Origin of the sequence: Pseudonocardia endophytica (genome assembly GCF_004339565.1) — a bacterium.
Taxonomy (GTDB): Bacteria; Actinomycetota; Actinomycetes; order Mycobacteriales; family Pseudonocardiaceae; genus Pseudonocardia; species Pseudonocardia endophytica.
In genome coordinates this window covers 2923026-2944808 of sequence record NZ_SMFZ01000001.1, presented here as the reverse complement: position 1 = coordinate 2944808, position 21783 = coordinate 2923026, and the positions used below count along the sequence as shown (strand labels likewise).

At 73.5% G+C, this 21783-nt stretch carries 18 protein-coding genes; 11 read left to right on the top strand and 7 right to left on the bottom strand.

Going from position 1 to position 21783, the window contains the following annotated elements:
* Window positions 1-23: 23 nt before the first annotated feature.
* Together EV378_RS13420 and EV378_RS13415 are read right to left on the bottom strand one after the other, a co-directional pair.
* Window positions 24-1229, bottom strand: coding sequence for an acyl-CoA dehydrogenase family protein (locus tag EV378_RS13420; protein WP_132424701.1), 1206 nt, complete (start codon window positions 1227-1229; stop codon window positions 24-26).
* 249 nt (window positions 1230-1478) lie between these two features.
* A complete protein-coding gene (locus EV378_RS13415) occupies window positions 1479-2774 on the bottom strand; it encodes a PucR family transcriptional regulator (RefSeq protein ID WP_132424698.1) in 1296 nt (431 codons plus the stop codon).
* 53 nt (window positions 2775-2827) lie between these two features.
* On the opposite strand from EV378_RS13415, the gene EV378_RS13410 reads away from it, so the two are divergent.
* The 7 genes from EV378_RS13410 (at window position 2828) to EV378_RS13380 (ending at window position 11704) form a co-directional block, all read left to right on the top strand.
* Entirely contained in the window at window positions 2828-3775 is a 948-nt protein-coding gene (locus tag EV378_RS13410) for an amidohydrolase family protein (protein WP_132424696.1), read from the top strand.
* 47 nt (window positions 3776-3822) lie between these two features.
* Window positions 3823-4764: a helix-turn-helix domain-containing protein gene (locus EV378_RS13405; RefSeq protein ID WP_132424693.1), complete on the top strand. Its 942-nt coding sequence runs from the start codon at window positions 3823-3825 to the stop codon at window positions 4762-4764.
* Between the two features lie 59 nt (window positions 4765-4823).
* Entirely contained in the window at window positions 4824-6059 is a 1236-nt protein-coding gene (locus tag EV378_RS13400; RefSeq protein WP_132424690.1) for an acyl-CoA dehydrogenase family protein, read from the top strand.
* A 93-nt stretch (window positions 6060-6152) separates the two neighbouring features.
* Window positions 6153-7457, top strand: a complete 1305-nt coding sequence (locus EV378_RS13395; protein ID WP_132424687.1) for an efflux RND transporter periplasmic adaptor subunit — start codon at window positions 6153-6155, stop codon at window positions 7455-7457.
* The gene (locus EV378_RS13390) at window positions 7454-8158 is read left to right on the top strand and encodes an ABC transporter ATP-binding protein (protein ID WP_132424684.1); all 705 of its coding nucleotides are present in this window, start codon (window positions 7454-7456) and stop codon (window positions 8156-8158) included. Before EV378_RS13395 ends, EV378_RS13390 begins: the two co-directional genes overlap by 4 nt.
* Complete coding sequence (locus EV378_RS13385; protein WP_132424681.1) at window positions 8155-9387, top strand: ABC transporter permease; 1233 nt, start codon at window positions 8155-8157, stop codon at window positions 9385-9387. The genes EV378_RS13390 and EV378_RS13385 overlap by 4 nt, the downstream gene beginning before the upstream one ends.
* 1 nt (window position 9388) lies before the next feature.
* Window positions 9389-11704 carry a permuted SH3 domain-containing protein gene (locus EV378_RS13380; RefSeq protein WP_132424678.1) on the top strand — a complete coding sequence of 772 codons (2316 nt, stop codon included), beginning with the start codon at window positions 9389-9391 and terminating at the stop codon, window positions 11702-11704.
* A gap of 124 nt (window positions 11705-11828) precedes the next feature.
* On the opposite strand, the gene EV378_RS13375 is transcribed toward EV378_RS13380, so the two are convergent.
* From EV378_RS13375 to EV378_RS13360, 4 genes are all read right to left on the bottom strand, one after another.
* Complete coding sequence (locus tag EV378_RS13375) at window positions 11829-12962, bottom strand: uroporphyrinogen decarboxylase/cobalamine-independent methonine synthase family protein (protein WP_132424675.1); 1134 nt, start codon at window positions 12960-12962, stop codon at window positions 11829-11831.
* 78 nt (window positions 12963-13040) lie between these two features.
* Window positions 13041-14210 (bottom strand): uroporphyrinogen decarboxylase/cobalamine-independent methonine synthase family protein, encoded by a 1170-nt coding sequence (locus tag EV378_RS13370; RefSeq protein ID WP_132424672.1) that lies wholly within the window; start codon window positions 14208-14210, stop codon window positions 13041-13043.
* 106 nt (window positions 14211-14316) lie between these two features.
* Window positions 14317-15660, bottom strand: a complete 1344-nt coding sequence (locus EV378_RS13365) for a chloride channel protein (protein WP_207908767.1) — start codon at window positions 15658-15660, stop codon at window positions 14317-14319.
* Between the two features lie 5 nt (window positions 15661-15665).
* A complete protein-coding gene (locus tag EV378_RS13360; RefSeq protein WP_243653435.1) occupies window positions 15666-16148 on the bottom strand; it encodes a MarR family winged helix-turn-helix transcriptional regulator in 483 nt (160 codons plus the stop codon).
* Between the two features lie 115 nt (window positions 16149-16263).
* Here EV378_RS13360 and EV378_RS13355 point away from each other — a divergent pair, with 115 nt between their 5' ends.
* From EV378_RS13355 to EV378_RS13345, 4 genes are all read left to right on the top strand, one after another.
* Window positions 16264-17337, top strand: a complete 1074-nt coding sequence (locus EV378_RS13355) for an enolase C-terminal domain-like protein (protein WP_243653434.1) — start codon at window positions 16264-16266, stop codon at window positions 17335-17337.
* Between the two features lie 108 nt (window positions 17338-17445).
* Complete coding sequence (locus EV378_RS37050) at window positions 17446-17778, top strand: DUF6422 family protein (RefSeq protein WP_424511218.1); 333 nt, start codon at window positions 17446-17448, stop codon at window positions 17776-17778.
* A gap of 174 nt (window positions 17779-17952) precedes the next feature.
* Window positions 17953-19428 (top strand): aldehyde dehydrogenase, encoded by a 1476-nt coding sequence (locus EV378_RS13350; RefSeq protein WP_132424669.1) that lies wholly within the window; start codon window positions 17953-17955, stop codon window positions 19426-19428.
* A gap of 89 nt (window positions 19429-19517) precedes the next feature.
* Window positions 19518-19832, top strand: a complete 315-nt coding sequence (locus EV378_RS13345; RefSeq protein ID WP_132424666.1) for a muconolactone Delta-isomerase — start codon at window positions 19518-19520, stop codon at window positions 19830-19832.
* 25 nt (window positions 19833-19857) lie between these two features.
* Here the strand turns inward: EV378_RS13345 and EV378_RS13340 are convergent, their stop codons facing one another.
* The gene (locus tag EV378_RS13340) at window positions 19858-21759 is read right to left on the bottom strand and encodes an HNH endonuclease (protein WP_132424663.1); all 1902 of its coding nucleotides are present in this window, start codon (window positions 21757-21759) and stop codon (window positions 19858-19860) included.
* Window positions 21760-21783: the final 24 nt, after the last annotated feature.

Sequence of the window (21783 nt, the reverse complement as noted above, 5' to 3'; positions counted from 1 at the left end):
GGCGCGGTCGGAGGACACGCCCGTCAGACGAGCGCCGTGACGTCGCCGCGGATGCCGAGCAGCGCCTTGCCGTAGATCTCGGTCGAGATCTCCGGGTTGACGACGGCGTGCCGGCTGGCGGTCTCGCTGTCGCGCCAGATGCGCTGCAACGGGCTGGACTCGGCGAAGCTGGACGCGCCGTGCGCGGAGACCAGCGTGCGGATCGCCTCGCGGGCGTAGGTGACGGCGACGCCGGTGTCCATCCGCATCCGGGCGCGGACGTCGTAGTCCGGGTACTCGCCGCCGGCGGCCAGCTCGTCGATCTCGGCGGCGGCGCGGTAGGCGTGCAGGTGCGCGGAGTCGATCAACGACGCGGCCTTCGCGACGGCCAGCTGCACGGTCGGGGCGCCGACCTGAGTGTCGTAGAACGTGTAGGAGATCGAGCGCTTCGGAGCCTTGTCGACGACGAGGTCGAGCGCGGCCTGCGCCATGCCCAGCTGCGGGCCGGCCAGCACGAGCGCGGCGACCGGCACGAACGCCGAGCGGTAGAGCGCCTCGTCGGACGGGTTCGCGCCGACGATCGCCGGGCCGACCGAGAGGTAGCGGTGCGTCGGCACGAACACCCCGTCGGCGACGAGCGTGTTGGACGCCGTTCCGCGCATCCCGGCGACGAACCAGGTGTCCTCGATCGTGATGTCGGACATCGGGATCAGGACCATGCCCTGGTCGACCGGGTTGCCGTCGGCGTCGGTCAGCGGGAGCCCGACGAGCGCCCACTGCGAGTGCGCGGAGCCGGACGCCCAGCCCCAGCGGCCGGACACGATCCAGCCGCCGTCGACCTCGCGGGCCGAGCCGGTCGGGGCCAGCACACCCGCGACCCGCGCGTCCGGGGTCTCGCCCCACACGTCGACCTGGGCCTGCTCCGGCCACAGCCCGGTGAACCAGGAGCAGACGTTCATCAGCGTGGTCACCCACGCCGTCGAGCCGCAGCCGCGGGCCAGCTCGCGGGAGACCTCCAGCTTCGTGCGGAAGTCGGTCTGCATGCCGCCGAACCGGCTCGGGCGCATGATCGAGAACAGCCCGGCCTCGTCGATCGCGGCGATGTTCTCCTCGACGACGCGGCGGTCGTCCTCGGTCCGCGCGGCGTTGCGGGCGAGCGTGGGGACGAGCTTCGCGGCGCGGCCGACGAGATCGGCCCGTCGCTCGCGGTCGGCGTCGGTGGCGCCGGGGCGGTCCAGCAGGATGGTCATCGTCTCTTCTCCTCGCCACAGGGGGTGGTCCGTGCAGGGCATCAGGAGACAGCCCGGACCCCCTTCGGCTCTTGGTCCCGGAGTGCAAGCGTGCGCGACGGCGTTGGACCGGCGTGACGGTGATCACGGTGGTTCGGACTGCGGGACCAACGCGCGCAGTCGGTCCTGTGCCGGGAGTACGAGCGCCTCGCTCGTCGCGGCTGGTCGACTGCCCCGGTGACACCGTCCGACGCGCCGGCCACGGCGGGCTCAGGCGGGGCCGAGAACCGCGTCCCCCAGCTCGTCGGCCAGCAACAGCGCGACGTGCAGGGCGAGCCTGCGCTCACCAGCCGGGCGTCCGAGGATCTGCTCGGCCCGCTTCACGCGGTAGGCCACCGTGCCTCGGGCGACGTGCAGCTCACCGGCGACGGTGACGAGGCTGCGTTCGGCGTCGAGATAGTGCAGCAGCGTGGTGCGCAGGTCCGCGGCCTGCTCGCCGCGCGTGGCCAGGTCGCCGAGCTCGCGGCGCACGAACTCGCCGGCCGCGACGACGTCGGAGGCCAGCAGGGCGGCGACGACGACGTCGTCGTACTCCGTGGCGCCGTCCCGGTGGTCGCCGGACAGCCGCCGCAACCGCTCGGCACGCTGCGCCTCCCGGTGGGTGCGCCGGAAGCCGTCGACGCCGGCGCCCGGCGTGCCGAACGCGACCCGGACGTCCGGCCCGGTCGGTGCCGGCGCGGGTCCCGGCCCGCTCGCCGGAATCGCACCCCACGCCCACAGCTGACCGGACCCGATCGGGACGACCAGCGTGGACGTCGCCCCGCGTGCCGAGAGCAGCTCGGTCGCCGCCAGGTGCAGACCCGCGTCGGCCGACACCGACCGAGTCCACATGGCCAGGCCGACGTGCCTGCGACGCAGGTCGTAGCCGAGTACCCGGGACGCGGCCGCGACGTCGACGTCGTCGCCGGCCAGGATCGTGCGGACGGTCTCCGCTCGGGTGGCCGCGGCGCTGGTCGTCCACCGGTCGTACTCGGCGAGGTACTCGCGGGTCATCGCGTCCGCGAAGCCGTCGACGAACGCGAACAGCTCGTCGGAGATCGCCTTCATCTCGTCGGCGAGCCGGTCCGGAGCCACCAGTGCCTCGCAGGCGCGCAGGAACGCGTGGGCCATCTCGGCGTGTCCGAGCCGGATGCCGCGCAGCACGCCGTCCAGCGAGATCCCCCGCCGCACGAACTCGCGGATGCCCTCCAGCGACTCGTCGGTGATCGTGGCCAGGCCCGCGTCCGGCTGCGCGAACAGCAGCAGGGCGCGTACGACCGACGACTCGGTCCCCTTGCGCAGCATCTCGAACGGGCTGTTCCCGCCGCCGAACTGCGGGATCTCCCGCACGATGTGGGCGGCCATGTCCTCACCGATCGCGACCGCCCAGCACACCGCGGGCGCGCCGACCCGCTCCACCGCGTCGGCGGTGTTCGCCGGCGCCCCGGCGGCGTGCTCCAGCGCGACCCCGTCGCGGTCCGGGGCGAGGTCGAGCAGCCACTCCCGGCCCCGAACCGTGCGCGTCATCGACGTGCCTCCTCGCACGTGTCCATCCGCCCGAGTATCCCCGGAGCCCGCCCATGAGTCTCGTCGACGTCCACGCCCACTTCGTCACCGAGTCCTACGTGGACGCCGCCCGGTCGGCCGGGCACGACCACCCGGACGGCATGCCCGGCTGGCCGGACTGGAGCCCGGAGGCGCACCTCGCCCTGATGGACTCCTGCGGGATCGCGGCATCGGTCCTGTCGGTGTCCTCGCCGGGGGTCCACTTCGGCGACGACGCCGCCGCCCGGAACCTCGCCCGCGAGGTCAACGAGTACGGCGCCGCGCTGCGGGCCGGGCGCCCGGACCGGTTCGGGCACTTCGCCTCCCTCCCGCTGCCCGACGTCGACGGCGCGCTCGCCGAGGCCGCGCACGCGCTCGGGGAGCTGGGCAGCGACGGCGTCACGGTGGAGACGAACGCGGGCGGACGCTACCTCGGGCACCCGGACCACGAGCCGCTGTGGTCCGAACTGGACCGGCGCGGCGCCGCCGTGTTCGTGCACCCGACGTCCCCGCCCGGCGCGGAGGCGCTCACCTCGGGCCGCCCGCGCCCGATGCTGGAGTTCGTGTTCGACACCACCCGCGCGTTCACCGACCTCGCGCTGTCCGGGACGCTCACGCGCTTCCCTCGCATCCGGTGGATCGCCACGCACGGCGGCGGGGCGCTGCCGCTGCTGGCCGACCGGGTGGAGCTGTTCCGCACCGCGTTCGGCGACGGCAGCGGGACGCCGGTGCCGGAGCAGCTGGCCGGGCTGTGGTTCGACACGGCCGGGACCCCGTTCCCGCACCAGGTGCCGACGCTGCAGCGCACGCTCGGCGTCGACCGGCTGCTCTACGGCAGCGACTTCTGCTGGACGCCGGAGCCCGCCGTCCGCGCCCAGGTCGCCTCCGTCGACGCGGCGCCGCCTCCCGGGGACGGGCGTACGTGGCGCGAGCTGACGACCGACAACGCGCGCCGCCTGCTGACCCGGACCGGCGGGCATTGACCGTCCGGCCGGGACGCGTGACGCTTCCCCGGGACCGGAGGTGCGGCATGGCGGTGTGGGACGTGGCGGCCCGGCCGCCCGGCGAGCAGTTCGGCTACTGGCGCGAGGTGATCTGCGAGGCGTTCGTCCCGCTGACGCCGTCCCGGCTGCGCGCGACGGACGACTTCCACAGCCGGGTGGAGACGCGCCCGCTCGGGCAGATCGTCAGGGCGCGGCTCGCGTCGCAGCCGCAGCGCACCGCGCACGGCGCCCGCGAGGTCGCCCGGACCGACGGCGCGTACGTGTTCGTGAACGTGCAGACGGCCGGCACGTGCGCCGTCGAGCAGGGCGGTCGACGGGCGGTGGTGCGGCCCGGGCGGTTCACCGTCGTCGACACGACCGAGCCGTACCACTTCGGGTTCGACGACCCGTGGGGGATGGTGTCCTACCGCATCCCGCACGCGATGATCGGCGGGCGGCTCGACGCGGTGCGGTCCCTGACCGGCCGCAGCTGGGACGCCACGGGCGCAGGAGGCGTCGTGACGGCCGTGATGGCGTCGATGTGGGGCCTCGAGGCCGGTGCCGGGACACCGGACGTCGAACACGCCATGGTCTCGGCCGTGAGCGCCGTCGCCGCGGAGCGGGCAGCAGGATCCGACGACCGCCGCGCGGTGCTGCGGGCGGAGATCGAGCGGCACGTCGAGCGGGGTCTCGCCGACCCGTCGCTGAGTGTCGCCACCGTGAGCCGCGAGATCGGTGTCTCGGCCCGTACCCTGCACGCCGCCGTCAGCGCCGGCGGCGAGACGTTCGCGGCGATGGTCCGCCGCCGCAGGCTCGAGCGGGCCGCGACGCTGCTCGCCGACGCTGGCGGGCGTTCGTCGGTCACCGAGATCGCCGCCTCCGTGGGCTTCGACGGCCCGTCGTCGTTCAGCAGGGCGTTCCGCCGCCGGTTCGGGCGCACCCCGACCGAGGCGCGCGCACGGAATGTGCAGGAACCGCGCACGGACTGAACAGACGCCACCCGCCGCCGTCGCGATCCTGGGGCCTCACGTCGACGACGGAGGTGCCCATGCCGGTCTCGTTCACGCTCTCGCCCGAGCAGGAGCAGCTGAAGAAGGTGGCCCGTCAGTTCGCCGAGGCGCACCTGCGCGACCTCGCCGCGGCCGTCCGGGACGAACCGGACCCGGCCCGTCGCGCGGCGCTCGCCCGTCCCGCGTTCGAGAAGGCGGTCGAGGCGGGATTCCTCAAGGGGCTGATCCCGGTGCCGTTCGGGGGCGCCGCCGGGAGCGGCGTGGACGCCGCGGTCCTGATCGAGGAGTGGGCCTGCCACAGCCCGGACTTCGTGATCTCGATGGCCGGCCCGCTGATCGCGCTGGTGCCGGTCTACCAGGTGGGCACGCCGGAGCAGATCGAGCGGTTCGTCGCCCCGTTCCTGGCCGACGGCGGCGCACCGGTCGCCGCGATGGCCTACTCGGAACCGGGCGGCAGCGCGAACTTCGACGCCCCGGCCCCCGCGGAGGGGACCCGTACGACGGCGGAACCGGACGGCGACCACTACGTGATCAACGGGACCAAGGCGTGGGCGTCGCACCTGCCCGGATGGGACGGCGACGGGCCGGACGTCATGACGATCGTCTGCCGGGCGCCGGGCGGTGTCTCGCTGGTCGTGGCCGAGCGGGAGCACCTGGCCGGGCACGTCGACGTCGAACACCTCTACGACCTGCCGGGTCTGCGCGGCTGCCTGACCGCGCAGGTCCGGCTGCGCGACGTCCGCGTCCCGCGGGCGAACCTGCTCGGCGCCGAGGGGCAGGGGGTCGAGCTGACCCGCAACGCGTTCGTCGGCAGCGGCGCGTCGATCGGGACGTTCTCGGTGGCGGCGATGCGGCAGGCGTTCGACGTCGCGTACCGGTTCGCGACGACCGAGCGCCGCGGCGGAGCCGTCCCGATCATCTCCCACCAGGCCGTCTCGGACGCCCTCGCCGACGCGAAGGCCCGCATCGAGTCCACCCGGCTGCTGTCATGGCGTGCGCTGGACGCGGCGCTGTCCGGCGATCCGAACGCGCTCGAGTGGGCCCTGCACGCCAAGGTCCTCGGATCGGAGACGGCCGTCGAGGTGATCACCAGGCTGATCCAGGTCGTCGGCGTCTCGGCCTACGACACCGCGTTCCCGCTCCAGCGTCACCTCGACGAGGCGCTCGCGTACCCGGTCATCGAGGGTTCCAACATCGGGGTGCGCAGGCGCCAGATGCAGTCGCTGTTCACGTCTGCCGGCTACGACCCGCTCGCCGCGTCCGGGATGTCGTGATCCGGATTGTCGGATCTGAGATCGGCTCAGTAACCGGACCCGTCGACGCCTCGATACTCGGCTGCACAGCGAGTCGTCGAGAAACGGGTGGGCATGCCGGCGGTACGGGAACACCTGACGCGACGCAGGGTGCTGGTGGCGATCGGGATACTGGTCGTGGTGATCGCCGCCGTGGTCGTCTGGGTGACCCGGTCGTCGGCCGCGACGCCGGAGCCCCGGTTCGGCATGGTCACGACCGGATCGGTGCACCGCACCGTCGGTGCGAGCGGCACGATCGCGCCCGCGCAGGAGGCCGATCTGGACTTCGGCGCCGCGGGGAAGGTCACGTCGGTCCCGGTGAAGGTGGGGGACACGGTCGCCGCAGGCCAGACGCTGGCGACGATCGACGCCGCGTCGCTGCCGAGCCAGGTCGCGCAGGCGAAGGCGACGCTCGCCTCGGCGCAGGCGAAGGTCGACGCCGACTCCGGCGCGTCCGCCGCCCAGCGGGACGCCGACGAGGCGGCGGTGACGGCCGCGCAGGCGCAGCTCGACGAGGCGCGGCAGTCGCTGTCCGGGGCGACGCTCACCGCGCCGTTCGCCGGGACGGTCGCCGCCGTCGACCTGACGGTCGGGCAGCAGATCGCGGGCGGGGCGTCCGGGGGCGGGTCGGGCGCGGCCGCCGCGTCGAGCGGCTCCGGGTCCGGGGGCGGCGGCGGGACGTCCGGGTCGGGCGGCGGCGCCGGGTCGGCGTCCGGCGGAGGTGGGGGAGCATCCGGCTCCTCGGCGGGTGGCTCCGGGGCCTCGACGTCGTCGGCGTCCGGCTCGTCGACGTCGCAGATCGTGGTCGTGTCGACGAACACGTTCGAGGTGGACGCCTCGGTCGACGACACCCAGATCTCGCAGGTCAGGACGGGCCAGCAGGTGATGATCACCCCGAACGGGGCCACCACGCCGGTCGCCGGCACGGTCTCCACGGTCGGACTCGTCGCCACGACGACCACGGGCGTCGCGACCTACCCGGTGACGATCACGGTCAGCGGGACCCCTGACGGGCTGCACGACGGCGCGAGCGCGCAGGTCCAGATCGTCGTCGAGCAGGCCACGAACGTCCTCGTCGCGCCCACGGCCGCCGTCCACCAGGAGAACGGGGGCACCGTCGTCCGCGAGGAGCGCGACGGCCAGCAGGTGCCGGTCTTGGTGACGGTCGGCCTGTCGTCGGACGGGAACTCGCAGATCAGCGGTCCGGGAGTGCACGACGGGATGCGGATCGTGGTCCCGGCCGCACCGGCTGCCGACCCGGCGGCCACCGCCGGCAGCGGGGGCGGCGGGTTCGGTGGCGGCGGACCGTTCGGCGGTGGCGGCGGTGCCGGCGGCGACGGGAACGGCCGCACGGGCACCGGACAGGGCGGTGGAGGATGACCCCCGACCCGTCCCCGCTCCTCGAGCTGACCGGCATCACCAAGACCTACCGCAGCGGGACGCTCGAGGTCACCGCCCTGCACGGGGTCGACGTCACCGTCGCCGAGGGCGAGTACGTGGCGATCATGGGCCCGTCCGGCTCCGGCAAGTCGACGCTCATGCACATCCTGGGCTGCCTCGACGTCGCGACCGCTGGCACCTACCGGCTGGCCGGCGCCGACGTCGGCGGGATGTCCGAGGAGGAGCTGGCCGCGGTGCGCAACCAGCGGATCGGCTTCGTGTTCCAGCAGTTCCACCTGCTGCCGTCGATGCCGGCGTGGCGGAACGTCGAGCTGCCGCTCTGCTACGCCGGGACCGGACGCGCCGAGCGCAGGCGGCGGGCCGAGGCGTCACTGGAGCGCGTCGGGCTCGGCGAGCGCCTCGCGCACCGGCCGGGCGAGCTGTCCGGCGGGCAGCAGCAGCGGGTCGCCGTCGCGCGGGCGCTTGTCACCGACCCCGCCCTGATCCTCGCCGACGAGCCGACCGGCAACCTCGACTCGTCGTCCACCGAGGACGTGCTCGACCTGCTCGACGAGCTGCACGAGGCAGGCCGCACGATCGTGCTGATCACGCACGAGCAGGACGTCGCGGCCCGCGCACGACGGGTGCTGCGCCTGCACGACGGCGAGGTCGTCTCGGACACCGCAGGGGTGGCGTCGTGAACTGGGCGGAGACGATCCGGACGGGGCTGGACGCCGTACGGGCGCACCGGATGCGCTCCGCGCTGACCATGCTGGGCATCCTGATCGGCGTCGCGGCGGTCATGCTCACCGTCGGGCTCGGCCAGGGCGCGCAGGCGAGCGTCAACCAGCGGATCAACGCGCTGGGCAGCAATCTGCTCGTCGTCACGCCCGGCAGCAGTACGTCGACCGGCGGGGTCCGCGGCGGCGCGGGCACGGCGTCCACGCTGACCGAGGCCGACGCCGTCGCCCTGCGGGACCGGACGGCCGCCCCGGACATCGCGGGCGTCGCACCGACCGTGCAGAAGTCCGAGTCGCTCACCGCGGAGGGCACGAACTGGACCACCACCGTCGTCGGCACGACCGAGGACTGGGCAGCGGTGCGGTCCCGGACCATCGGCGACGGGCGCTTCCTGAGCGCCGACGACGTCACCGGGCACGGCGCCGTCGTCGTCCTGGGCGCGACGACGGCGCAGCAGCTGTTCGGCACCCGCGAGCCGGTCGGGCGGACGGTCGCCGCGGGCGGGGTCCCGCTCACCGTGATCGGCGTGCTGGACCCGGCCGGGTCCAGCGCCGGCGCCAACCAGGACGACCAGGCCGTCCTGCCGCTCAGCACAGCGGCGGACCGGGTGATCGGCGGCACCGCGGCGACGTCGGTGCAGAACATCTACCTGCAAGCGGCGTCGCAGGACGTCGTGTCGGCCGCCTACCAGGAGGCGGAGGGCGAGCTGCTGGCCCTGCACCACGACGTCACGCCGGACTCCGCCGACTTCACGATCACCAGCCAGCAGTCCATCTTGGACACGGCGAACCAGATCACGGACATCCTGACCGTCGTGCTGTCCGGCATCGCGGGTATCTCGCTGCTGGTCGGCGGCATCGGCGTCATGAACATCATGCTGGTCTCGGTCACCGAACGGATCCGCGAGATCGGCCTGCGCAAGGCACTCGGTGCGACGCCGAAGGTGATCCGGCGGCAGTTCCTCGTCGAGGCGGCCGTCCTCGGCCTGGCGGGCGGGGTCTGCGGCACGATCCTCGGGATCGTCGGGTCCGTGCTGCTGGCCACGGCCATCGGCCAGCCGGTCGTGGTCTCGGTGCCCGCCACGCTCCTCGCGCTCGCCGTGTCCATCGGGATCGGCCTCGCGTTCGGGGTCTACCCCGCGAGCCGGGCGGCCCGGCTCGCCCCCATCGACGCCCTGCGGAGCGAATGACATGCCTCGATCCCGACGCAGGCTGCTGGTCGTGGCCGTGGTCGCCGCCGCCGTCCTCGTCGCCGTCGTGGCCGGGCTGGCCGCCGCGAGCGGCGACGACGGGAGCTCCCGGTACCGGACGGCGGCGGCGGTCCGCGGCGCCGTCGAGTCGACGGTGTCCGGCAGCGGGACGATCACGGCGGTGAACCGGGCGAGCCTGGCGTTCCCGGTCGCGGGCACGGTCGCGACGGTGCCCGCGACGATCGGGCAGCACGTCACGGTCGGTCAGCCGCTCGCGACCGTGGACACGACGAGTCTGCGGGCCCAGCTCGCCCAGGCACAGTCCACTCTGGCCACCGCCCGGAACCGCCTGGCCTCCGACGAGTCGGGGCAGAGCAGCGGCGGCACCGGCTCGGGCAACGGCTCCCCCGGCAGCGGCTCCGGCGGCTCCGGCGGCTCCGGCGGCTCCGGGTCCGGCACGGGCGGCGGTGGGGGTGCGGGCGGTGCGACCGGCTCCCAGCCGGGGGTGACCGGTTCGGCGTACCGGGTCCCTGCGGACGGGAACGCGCACGCCGAGCCGGCGGTGTCGACGACCGGCCCGATGGCGGCTGCCACGGCCGAACCCGCTGCAGCGGTGTCCGACCCGGCGCTCGCGGTCGCGCCGGATGTAGCGGCCGGTCCGGCTGCTGCGGGCGGACCCGACCCGGCTGCCGCTGTGGCGACGGACCCGGCGGCCGGCCGCTCGATTCCCGACCTGCAGGCCCAGCTTCTCGCGGACCAGCACCGCACGGACATCGACCTGGCCGCCGCGAGATCCGCGCTCGCCGCCGCGAACAAGGCGTGCCGCACGTCCGGCACGCAGCCGTCGGCGTTCCTGGGCGATCTCGCCGATGGCGCGGTCGCCCGACCGGCGACGTTGTCGTCCACACCGGACCCGACGCCCACCCCCACACCGAGCGGCGGGAGCGGGGCGGCCGGGGGCGGCGCCTCGACCGGGGACGGCACGTCCGGCGGTGGTGCGTCGACCGGCCGGTCCCCGCACGCGTCGGCGACGACCGATCCTCCGGCCACGAGCGGCACCGGCGGCACCGGTGGTTCCGGCGGCACCGGCGGTTCCGGTGGTTCCGGCGCGGTGTCGGGGATGCCGGCGGGCTGCGCGTCGGCGCTCGAGTCGGTGCTCGCGCGGCAGACGTCCGTCGCGGAGGACGAGCAGGCCGTCGCGGCGGACGAGAAGGCCCTGGACGACGCCCTCACGGCGGCCGGTCGCGGTTCGGGATCGGGCGGTACCGGCGGTTCGGGCGGAGGCGGCGCCGGCGGTGGAAGCGGGACGGGCTCGGGTGGCTCGGGCTCGGGTGGCTCGGGCACCGGTGGTCAGGGCGGGACTGGTGGTCAGGGTGCGACCGGCGGTCACGGCGGCACCGGCTCGGCTCCCGGCGGCGCGGGCACCGGTGGTCCCGGCACCATCGCACCTGGTGCGGCCGGGGCGAGCGGGAAGCAGCCGTCGGGCACGGAGGGTCGGGCGGGGACCGGCTCCGCGGGCCGGCCGTCGGCGGAACCCGGAACCGATGCGGCGGGCGGCGGTGCGGCGTCCCGGTCCGGCGGCGCGTCGGCGGGGCGGTCCGGAGCGGCGGGCGGCTCGGGCGCCGGTGGCGGCTCTGCGGTCTCGGCCGCGCAGCTGGCCGCCGACCAGGCCGAGGTGGACGCCGACGAGGCGGCCGTCGCCGTCGTGCAGCAGTCCCTCGACCAGGCGACCATCGTCAGCCCGATCGACGGGACCGTCGGTGCCGTGAACCTCACCGTCGGTCAGAAGGTCGCCGCCGCGGCGGACGGCCAGATCGTCGTACTCGGCCCGGGCAGCGACGAGGTGACCGTCGCCGTCAACGACGTCACCGTCGGCATGGTCAGGACCGGCCAGACCGTGCGGGTCACGCCGAACGGCGCGACCGCGCCCCTGACCGGCACCGTGACCTCGGTGGGGCTGCTCGACACCGCGGCCGCCGGGAGCCCGGCCGCCTACGACGTGACGGTCGGCCTGCCCGGCGCCGCGTCGCAGCCGGACGGCCGGGGAGCGTCGGTCGCGATCGTGACCGCCCAGGTCGCCGACGCCGTCGCGGTGCCGAGCTCCGCCGTACGCACCGACGGCACGTCGCACACGGTGACGCTGTTGTCCGACGGAGAGACCCGGTCGACGCCGGTGCAGGTGGGCGCCGTCGGGGCCGGGCTGACCCAGATCCTGTCCGGGGTCGGCCCCGGCGACCGCGTCGTGATCGCCGACCTGACCCGGCCCCTGCCGAGCGTCGACCTGCGGTCGCTGGGCGGCGGCCGCCCCGGCGGGTAGTCAGCGGTGACGGGCCGCGTCTGCCCGCGACGAGTGCGGGCCACCCCATCGCACAGGCCGCCCTACAGCCTGGCCCGACGCGCCGCCGTCGAGGTCCGACGACCGGCACCGAGCGGCGTCGCGGTCAGGCGAACCCCAGCTTCTCCGCGGCCAGCAGCGTGCCGTCGACCCGGCTCCTGATCTTGCGGAACGCGATGCCGCGCGCCAGGTCGGTGAGCCCGGCCAGCGGGCGCGGGTCGCGCGAGAACGGGGAGAACCCGCAGTCGTCGGTGGAGCCGAGCTGCTCGGCCGGGATGTGCGCGGCCGCCCGGACGAGCACGTCGGCGACCTCCTGCGCGCTCTCGACGTGCGGGCTGCGGGTGTCGATCACACCGAGGTGGGCGATCGGGGTGACGCCTCCGCCGTCGGCGCGCAGGTGCTCGCCGATCGTCGCGCAGACCGCGTCCCGGTCCGGCTCGCCCGCGAGCTGCAGCAGGAAGTAGCCGGCGTCGATGCGCAGGATCTCGCGCAGCAGCTCCAGATAGGACGGTGCGCCCGCTGCGCCGCGGTCCGGCGGCACGCACGTGTGCACGCCGATGTGCATCCGCTCGCGGGCGGTGAAGCGCCGCATCACACGGGCGATCAACTCGATCCCGTGGGTGGGCAGGCCGTTCTCCGGACGGCGGTGCCGCGACCCGCCGCCCGCGGTGAGCCGCCCGTCGGAGTAGTCGATCGAGACCCGGACCGCGCCGGCCGCGAACGCCGACCGGATGTCGCGCTCGCACTCGTCGACGAGATCCTGCTCGAACCGGTCCGCCGGGTAGTCCGGCGTCTGCTCGTGCAGCGGGTACAGCAACGCCAGCGTCGACGGCGAGACGACGGACTGCTTCATCGGCACGGTGGCGAGGCTGATCGACCGGGCGAGCGCGTCGCCCGCGTAGGCCCGGTAGCGGAACGGACCGTCGACCCGCCCGGGCAGCTGCCACCCGTGCCCGTCGACGAGGACGTCCGGCGGCTCCGCGGCGACGCCCGGTGTGTCGGTCACCGGGTACGCCGCGAACGACGACCGGCGCTGCTCGCCGTCCGAGACGACCGGCGCTCCGGTCGCGGCGTAGTGCTCGAGCGTGTCCCGCACCGCGTCGTCGCGCGCGGCGTCGAGGGCGGCCTCGTCGATGCGTCCGTCGTCGAACGCGGCGTTCGCGTCGAGCAGCGCCTGCGGGCGGGGCAGCGACCCGACCGGTTCGGTCGGGATCCCGGTCGTGGCGCGGGCATCGAACATCTCGGGTTCCTCCGGTCGTACCGGTGAGGGCGGACGTGGCGGCCGCGTGTGAGTCGCGCGGCCGTCACGCGGGCATTCTCACCCCACGCCGAGCTTCTCGGCGGCCATCTTCGTGCCGTCGACCCGGTTCTTGATCTTCTGGAACGCGACGTCGCGGGCGAAGTCCGGCGAGCCGTGGTTCGGCTTCTCGTCGATCGAAAACGGCGAGAACCCGCAGTCGTCGGTCGAGCCGAGCTGTTCCTTGGGGATGAAGTCCGCGGCCCGCACGAGCCGGTCGGCGACCTCCTGTGCGCCCTCGACCCGCGGGTTGCCCGGGTTGATCACGCCGATGTAGGCCATCTGCGTGACGCCGTCGGCGTCGGTGCGGATGTTCTTGCCGATGGACTCGTAGACCGGGTCCTTCTCCCGCTCGCTCGCCAGTTGGATCAGGAAGTAGCCGGCGTTGATCGTGAACATCTCGGGGAGGAGGTTGTTGTAGGGCACGTCGGCGGAGTGCACGGAGTCCCGGTCACCACCGGGACAGGTGTGGATCCCGATGTTGGTCCGCTCCTCGGGCGAGAACCGGGCCATCACCCGGTTGTTGAGCTCGATGAAGTGCGGCAGCAACCCGGCGCCGGTCCACGGGTTGCGCGGGTCCTCACGGGTGGCCAGGCGGCCCTCGGTGAAGTCCACGGACACACGCGCGGCGCCCGCGGCGAACGCGTCGCGGATGTCCTTCTCGCACTCGTCGATGAGCTTGGCCTCGAAGTCCTCGCGGCTGTAGCCGTCCACCGGGTCCTTGAGCGGGTAGAGCAGCGCCAGCATCGACGGCGCGATGACGGCCTGCTTCATCGGCTTCTTCGCGTAGGCGATGGACTTCTTCAACGAGTCGGCGGCGTAGTTCTGGTACTCGAACGGGCCCCGCTCGAGCTTCGGCAGCTGGCGTCCGTGCCCGTCGGCGAAGATCGCGAAGAACTGTCCGCCCGGTCCGAGCGAGGGAGCCAGGCCGGTGCCGGCCAGGGTGTCGGTGATCGGGTACGTGGCGAACGACGACCACCGCTGCTCGCCGTCGGAGATGATCGTGGCACCGGTCGACTCGTAGCGGTCGATCGTGTCCTTGACCGCGGCCTCCTGCTCCTGCTCCAGAGCCGCCTTGTCGATCTTTCCCTCGTCGTAGGCGGCGTAGGCCTCCTGCAACGTCGACGGGCGGGGCATCGACCCCACCGGCTCGGTCGGGATTCCGGTCTCGGCACGCGGATCGAACGCCATCGGGGTCTCCTCGGTGAGACGGTGATCATGTGAGCAAGATCACATCGAAGGCCGAGTGTAGGACACATGGTCGGCGAGCCATACCTCCGAACGCGCCACGGTGGTGCTACGTCCGGGAGGGCTCCGACTGGATGTCCACGCCTCGACGCACGAGCTTCAGCGTGTAGATGTTCTCCCGGGAGATCAGGTGGCTGACGCCGGTGGCCAGGGCGACGGCGGCCATCAGCGGAAGGATGATCGGGTAGTCGCCGGTCAGCTCGAACACGATCAGGACGGCCGTGATCGGGGCGTGTGCGGCGCCCGCGAACACGGCGGCCATGCCGACGAGCCCGAACGCGCCCGGCGACAGGTCGAGACCGGGCAGCACGGCGTGGACCGCGACGCCGTACGCGGTCCCGACCATGCCGCCGACGAACAGCGAGGGCGCGAACACGCCGCCGGAACCGCCGATGCCGATCGTCAGGCTCGTCGCGACCATTTTCCCGGCGGCGAGCAGGAGCAGGAACCCGACCGCGTAGGCGCCCGTGATGCCCGACTGCAGTACCGGGTAGCCGACCCCGTACATCTGCGGCAGGGCGAGCAGCAGCGCGCCGAGCAGCAGGCCGCCGACGCCGGGCCGGAGCCACTCGGGACCGCGCCACATCGCGTCGCACGCGTCCTCGACCAGGTAGAGGAACCGCGAGAATCCCCACCCGACCAGACCTGCTCCGAGGCCGAGCAGGGCGTAGAGGGGGAGCTCCGCCGGCGAGCCAAGCGCGAAACGGGGCAGGTGGAAGATCGTGTCGTCGCCGACGAGCGAGCGGGCGAGCAGGTTCGCGGTCACCGACGACAGCACGAGCACGCCGAACGCCTCCGCGGTGAACGCGCGCAGGATCAGCTCGAGCCCGAACACCACACCGGCGATCGGGGCGTTGAACGTCGCCGAGATCCCACCCGCCGCACCGCAGGCGACCATCAGCACCAGCCGGTGCGACGGCACCCGCAGCCACCCTCCGATGGACGACCCGAGCGCGGATCCGATCTGGACGATCGGGCCCTCGCGGCCGACCGACCCGCCGGTGCCGATGCACAGCGCGGACGCCAGCGCCTTCACGGCCGCCACCCGTGGCGGGATGCGGCCACCGTTGCGCGCCACGGCGTACATCACCTCGGGCACGCCGTGGCCGCGGGCCTCGCGGGCGAAGCGGTGCACGAGCGGCCCGTAGACGAGTCCACCCAGGACCGGGGCGAGCAGCAGGAACCACACGCCGAGCCACGGCAGGTGGGTGCTGGCGACCCGGCCGGCGTCGGAGAAGTCGTCCCGCCCGGTGACGAGCCAGGTGATACCGATGATCAGGTAACGGAACGCGACCGCGCCGAGCCCCGCGCCGACGCCGACGATCAGCGCCAGCGCGACGAGCCCCGGCCGGGTGTCGACGAGCATGCGGTGCAGGCGGTTGCCGCGCGCCATCTCGCTCACAGCTGCACCGGGGCGAGTGCCCACTCGGTCTCCGGCACCTCGCCCGCCGCGTCGGAGAACGCGCGCAACGCGTCGGCGACGTCCCGCCTGCGGTCCGCGGGCAGCGCCTCCAGCAGCCGGGCGAGGTCGCTGCGACGGCGCCGCGTCACGTCCCGGACCAGCGCCTCGCCCGCCTCGGACAGCGACACCGCGACGGCCCGCCGGTCGTCGTCCGGGCGGTCGCGACGGACCAGTCCATGCGCCACGAGCCGGTCACACATCCGGGTACCGGTGGACGGCGTGACGGCCAGCGCCGCGGCCAGGTCGGCCGGTCGTCGTGGTCCGCGCTGGGCCAGCACCACCAGTGCCCGGTACTGCGGCAGCGTGACCTCCTCGTCCACCGCCGCGAGCGAGCGCGCGGTCACCGCCAGCAGGGCACGGCTCGCCGTCATCACGGCGTCGACGAGCTGATCGTCCGGTGGATCGTCCTCGGGTTGCACACGGACATCATTGCAGTGTGCAATTGATTGGGCTGGGTGGTCGCGCGTGGTCTTGCCCACGGTCCGGGACGCGGGCGAGGCTGACCGGACGGCGACGGCGAGAGGGGAGGCGATCATGAGAACGATCCGGAGCGTCGTGGCGCGGCCGGTGCTGGCCCCGCTCGACCCGCCGGTGCAGACGGCCGCGGGCGAGGTCCCGGCCGCCCCGCTCGTCCTGATCGACGTCACGACGTCCGACGACGTCGTCGGCCACGCCTACCTGTTCTGCTACACGCCGACGGTCCTGGCCGCGCTGACGAGCCTGGTCGAGGAGATGGGCGCCACCGTCGTCGGGACGTCCGCCGCGCCGGTGGCCGTCGAGGCCGCCCTCCGGGGGCGCATGCGGCTGCTGCGCCCGCAGGGACTGGTCACGATGGCGATCTCCGGTATCGACATGGCCTGCTGGGACGCGCTGGCGCGCAACGCCGGTCTGTCGCTGGTGCGCCTGCTCGGTGGCGAACCGCGGCCGGTCCGGTCGTACGGCAGCCTGCGTTCGATGGCTCCCGACGCCGTCCGTCGCGAGGCGACGGAACTGGCCGCGTTCGGGTTCGGCGCCTACAAGGTCAAGGTCGGGGCCGCCGGTCTCGACCGGGATCGGGAGGTGCTGCACGCGCTGCGCGACGCCGTCGGGCCCGTCGCGGATCTGGCCGTCGACTACAACCAGACGCTGCCGGTCCCGGAGGCCGTGCGCCGCATCCGGGCGCTGTCCGAGGAGAACCTGCTCTGGGTGGAGGAGCCGACCCGCGCCGACGACGCGGCCGGGCACGCCCGCATCCGGGACGCGGTCCCGACGCCGATCCAGCTGGGGGAGAGCTGGTGGGGCGTCGACGAGATGACCGCGAGCATCACCGCGGGCGCGGGCGACCACGCCATGCTCGACGTGGCGCGCATCGGTGGGGTGACCGGGTGGCTGCGCGCCGCCCCGGTGGCCCATGCCGCGGGGCTCCCGGTCTCCAGTCATCTGTGGCCCGAGGTCAGCGCCGCGCTGCTCGCGGTGTCTCCCGGAGCGTTCCTGCTGGAGTACCTCGACGTCGCAGCGGGCGTGCTGCGCGAGCCCGTCCGGGTCGTCGACGGCGCCGTGGTGATCCCCGGCGGGCCGGGCAGCGGCGTCGCATGGGACGAGGACGCCGTGGACCGCCATCGCGTCTGATTCCGGCCCTTTTTCCGTAGGAATCCGCACAACCGACTTTCCCGGCGGAATTCGCGTCCTCGTAACATCGTCGATCTGCTCCGCGAGGCCGCACCGTCGGGGCTGGAAATGGTGCGGGCGCGAGCGGGAGGAATTCGGACGATATTCGACAAATCGAGTTTCGCGGAATTGTCGGCCGAACAGGTCGATACCGTGGACGATGCGGCGCGGCTGGTCATCGGTGCCAGGCGAGGTGCGGCGGCGATGCTGAACAACGCCGGGCTGGACGGCGACTCCATGTTCGGTAACCCGTGTACCGGACATTTCGACGGGAGCCGATGCCCGTGCTCGAACTACACGGGCACGGGGAACTGCAGCACGAGGATCGCGCCTCCTGGCGTGCCCTTGCAGGACAGCACGGCCCGGTGCTCGCATCCGGAGCGGCTGCACCTGCGGTCCTGACGGTCGATCTCCGTACGGACGGCGGACGTGTCCTCGTCCGCGGACCGGGAGCGACGCCGCGTTCGCGTTCCACCGATCGTCTGCTGTCCGCAGGTGAGTTGTCGACTCTTGAAAAGACACGCATCTGCGGACAGAGTGGTGGTCGCCACACCGACCGTGGGAAAGGACCCCGTCGTGACCGTCACCGCCGACGCCCGTACCGAGCTGGACCGCACGCGCTTCTTCATCAACGGCGAGTGGGTCGAGCCCCGCGGCGCCGAGACCCACCGCGCGGTCGAGGCCGCGACCGGCGAGCCGCTGGGCGAGGCCGCCCTCGGTACCGACGCCGACATCGACGCCGCCGTCCAGGCCGCGCGCAAGGCCCTCGACGAGGGTCCGTGGAGCCGCACGACCGTGGCCGAGCGAGTCGAGTTCATGCTGAAGTTCGCCGACGCGCTGGACGCCCGTGCCGAGAGCACGAGCAAGCTCGTCAGCCAGGAGAACGGCATGCCGATCACGCTGTCGTCGGCGTTCAACGGCGCGGCTCCGGCCGGTCTCCTGCGCATGTACGCCCAGGTCATCCAGGGCGTCGACCTGGAGAAGGCGCGCCCGAGCGCCCAGGGCGCGACGATCGTCCGCCGCGAGCCGGTCGGCGTCGTCGGCGCGATCACGCCGTGGAACTACCCGCAGGCGCTGGCCATGTTCAAGCTGGCCCCGGCGCTGGCCACCGGCTGCACGATGGTGCTCAAGCCGTCGCCGGAGACCGCGCTCGACACCTACATCTTCGCCGACGTCGCGCAGGAGATCGGCCTCCCGCCGGGCGTGCTGAACATCGTGCTCGCGGGCCGCGAGGCCGGCGCGTCGCTGGTCACGCACCCGGGCGTGGACAAGATCGCGTTCACCGGTTCGACGAGGGCCGGGCGCGAGATCGGCGCCGAGTGCGGCCGCCTGATCCGCCGCTGCACCCTGGAGCTCGGCGGCAAGTCCGCCGCGATCTTCCTCGACGACGGCGACGTCGACACGTTCCTCGCGGGCCTGCCGAACGCGTCGTTCATGAACAACAGCCAGACCTGCACCACGCAGTCCCGCATCCTCGCGCCGCGCTCGCGGTACGACGAGGTCGTCGACGCCGTGGCCTCGTTCTCGCAGGGCTTGCAGGTCGGCAACCCGCTCGACCCGGCCACGACCTGTGGCCCGATGGCCAGCGCGCAGCACCTGGAGCGCGTACTCGGCTACATCGAGGTCGGCCGCAACTCCAACGCGCGCCTGGTCACCGGTGGCGGGCGTCCGTCCGACCAGGACCGCGGCTGGTTCGTCGAGCCGACCGTGTTCGCCGACGTGGACAACAACGACCAGCTCGCCCGCGAGGAGGTCTTCGGGCCGGTCATGGCCGTCATCCCGTTCGACTCCGACGAGGACGCGGTCCGGATCGCGAACGACAGCAACTACGGTCTCGGCGGCTCGGTCTGGTCGGCGGACGAGGAGCGCGCCCTGAACGTCGCGCGCCGGATCCGCACCGGCACGATCGGCATCAACCGCTACGACATCGACCTCGGGTCGCCGTTCGGCGGGTTCAAGGACTCCGGCATCGGTCGCGAGCTCGGCCCGGAGGGCATCAACAACTACCTCGAGTACAAGTCGATCTACGCACCGGCCAACCAGCTGGACTGATCCACTCCACGGGCCGGTCCGCCGTCGTTCGTCGCCGGCGGACCGGCCTGCGGCGTTCGCGTTCCCCCACCCGGATTCGGAGATCCCCGATGCTCTTCCACCTGGACTTTCACGTGGAGTACGGCGCCACGATGAGCCAGCAGGACCTGTTCGCCACCTGGACGCGCGAGGCCGAGGCGGCCCTCGGCGCGAAGAAGGCGGGCGTCGTCGTCGACCTGTGGAAGGTCGCAGGCGAACGGCGCGTGATCGCCATCGTCGACGTGGACAGCCACGACACGCTCGACGAGATCTCCCTCACCCTCCCGATCATGGTCGAGATGGGGCAGTACGTGACGATCGACGTGACCGCGCTGCGCCGCTACGAGGACTTCGCTGCCTCCGTCGGACGTCTGCTCCAGAACTAGGTGTAACTCGGCGCCCGCCCGGGCATCAGAACGGCGGACGTGGGTCGTCCATCCCGGTGTCGCTCTCGCGGCCGGGCCGCACGCCGACGGCCGCGCTCCGGTGGTCGACCGGGTCGGGGAGGTCGTCGGTGTAGTCGCGGTAGTCGTACGGGCCGCTGGTGGTGCTCCGTCCGCACGGGGAGACCCAGACGACGTCGCCGTTCGGGTCGGTCGGGTCGGTGATGCAGTGCCAGCCGGGGACGTCCTTGAGCTGGTGGCAGTGCTGGCAGAGGCCGTAGAGGTTGCTCTGGTCGGTGTCGCCGCCGAGGGCCCATTCCCGGTGGTGGTCGAGGTCGCGTACGCGTCGGGTGCAGCGGGGTCCCCGGCAGATCTGGTCGCGGGCGCGAACGTGGTCGGCGAGTGCGGCGGGCGGGGCGTAGTGCTTGCGCCCGTGCTCGAGCAGGGTGCCGGTGGGCTCGTCGGTCAGGAGCCGGACGATGATGCTGTCCACGGCGAGGGCGCGGGCGGTGTCGGCGTCGATCGGGCCGTGCCCGACGAGCTCGCCGGGCCGGTCGGATCCCATGAGGGTGTCGATGCCGACGACGACCTGGATCAGGGGTTTGCGTCCGACACCGTTATGCAGGTCAGGGCGTCGTGACAGGGCGTCGGCGACGGCGGCGGTGAGGGCGTCGAGCGGGATCGGGTGGTCGGGCGGCGGCCGGTCTCGGGACGGGTCGCCGGGCGGCTCAGCGGGTGGGCCGTCGGTCCCGGTCGGGTCGGGATCCGTACCTGCGCCGGCGGACTCCGCCACATCGGAGCCGCCAGAGCCGGACCCCGCGTCGGCGGAGTCGGCAGCATTGGACTCGGCGCTGGCGGAGTTGTCGGCGTTGGACTCGGCGCTGGCGGACTCGGCGCCTGCGGACTCGGTGGCGCCGGGCTCAGCGCTCTCTGACTCGGAGCCGTCTGACCCGGCGCTGCTGGAGTCGGCGCTGCTGGAGTCGGCGCCTCCAGGATCATCGCCGCCGGCGTCCGACTCGGCGAGCGCCTCGGCGACCGCGGTCTCGAGGTCGGTGCGGTCGGTGACGGTCAACCTGCCTTGCAGGATCTGCATCGACAGGTCGAACCGCCGCTGGTCCAACGTGCGCGGGTCGTCCTTGCCGAGTGAGCGGGCGAGTCGGTCGGCGACCTGCCAGGCCGCTTCGATCTCGGCGGCCGAGCCGTAGAACCACAACGACGCCATCCCGTCCTCGAGCGCCCGGATCGACACCCGCCGGCCGCGGTCGGCTTCCTTGTGGCGGCGGTACTCCCCGTCCGGGTCGACCCGGGCGATCGCCCGCCGCACCCGGTCGCGGACCTGCCGCAGCGTCGCGTCGTGCGCCTTGGGCAGCACCTTCGCCTCGACCGCGCGGGCCAGGTCATTGGGCAGCACCGCCGTTGCGCGGGCGATCACCTCGGCCCGGCGCAGGCAGATCCGGCCCGCCTCGAGCTCGGCGAGGGTGTCGGGCAGGACGTGCGCGAACCGTTTCGCCTGTTCGATCTCCCCGAGCGCTTCGAGCCGGGACACCTCCAGGGTGAGAGCGATCTCGTCGGGCACCCAGCGTTGCGACGGCACCGCCGCCGACTCGTCCGCCCCGGGTGGGGCGGTGACCGAGCCGTCGGGGTGGCGGTCGACGAACTCGGCCAGCATCCGGGTGCGCAGCCCGTGCAGCCAGCGGATCTGGGTCTCCGCGGCCTCGACGACGTCGAGCACCTCGGTCCGCGACAACAGCTCGGGCATCTCACCGGCGGCCTGCAGTTGCCGCGCCAGCCGCGCGCCCGGCGCCCGGTCCGGGTCGATCACCGGACCTCGGCAGCGGGCGTCGTCGCACCACATGGCGTGGATCCCGTGCGCACAGCGGGTGTCGTGCTCGACGAGGTCGGGGTCCACCTCGTCCACGAATGCGAACATGTGTTCGATTCTATCGAACTTGTC

What these genes read in the sequence shown, in the direction of transcription:
- EV378_RS13345 (WP_132424666.1), top strand. Translation starts at nt 19,518, where the DNA reads ATGCTCTTCCACCTGGACTTTCACGTGGAGTACGGCGCCACGATGAGC.
- EV378_RS13370 (WP_132424672.1), bottom strand. Translation starts at nt 14,210, where the DNA reads ATGGCGTTCGATCCGCGTGCCGAGACCGGAATCCCGACCGAGCCGGTG.
- EV378_RS13375 (WP_132424675.1), bottom strand. Translation starts at nt 12,962, where the DNA reads ATGTTCGATGCCCGCGCCACGACCGGGATCCCGACCGAACCGGTCGGG.
- EV378_RS13410 (WP_132424696.1), top strand. Translation starts at nt 2,828, where the DNA reads ATGAGTCTCGTCGACGTCCACGCCCACTTCGTCACCGAGTCCTACGTG.
- EV378_RS13415 (WP_132424698.1), bottom strand. Translation starts at nt 2,774, where the DNA reads ATGACGCGCACGGTTCGGGGCCGGGAGTGGCTGCTCGACCTCGCCCCG.
- EV378_RS13340 (WP_132424663.1), bottom strand. Translation starts at nt 21,759, where the DNA reads ATGTTCGCATTCGTGGACGAGGTGGACCCCGACCTCGTCGAGCACGAC.
- EV378_RS13365 (WP_207908767.1), bottom strand. Translation starts at nt 15,660, where the DNA reads ATGGCGCGCGGCAACCGCCTGCACCGCATGCTCGTCGACACCCGGCCG.
- EV378_RS13405 (WP_132424693.1), top strand. Translation starts at nt 3,823, where the DNA reads ATGGCGGTGTGGGACGTGGCGGCCCGGCCGCCCGGCGAGCAGTTCGGC.
- EV378_RS13390 (WP_132424684.1), top strand. Translation starts at nt 7,454, where the DNA reads ATGACCCCCGACCCGTCCCCGCTCCTCGAGCTGACCGGCATCACCAAG.
- EV378_RS13395 (WP_132424687.1), top strand. Translation starts at nt 6,153, where the DNA reads ATGCCGGCGGTACGGGAACACCTGACGCGACGCAGGGTGCTGGTGGCG.
- EV378_RS13380 (WP_132424678.1), top strand. Translation starts at nt 9,389, where the DNA reads ATGCCTCGATCCCGACGCAGGCTGCTGGTCGTGGCCGTGGTCGCCGCC.
- EV378_RS13355 (WP_243653434.1), top strand. Translation starts at nt 16,264, where the DNA reads ATGAGAACGATCCGGAGCGTCGTGGCGCGGCCGGTGCTGGCCCCGCTC.
- EV378_RS37050 (WP_424511218.1), top strand. Translation starts at nt 17,446, where the DNA reads ATGGTGCGGGCGCGAGCGGGAGGAATTCGGACGATATTCGACAAATCG.
- EV378_RS13420 (WP_132424701.1), bottom strand. Translation starts at nt 1,229, where the DNA reads ATGACCATCCTGCTGGACCGCCCCGGCGCCACCGACGCCGACCGCGAG.
- EV378_RS13400 (WP_132424690.1), top strand. Translation starts at nt 4,824, where the DNA reads ATGCCGGTCTCGTTCACGCTCTCGCCCGAGCAGGAGCAGCTGAAGAAG.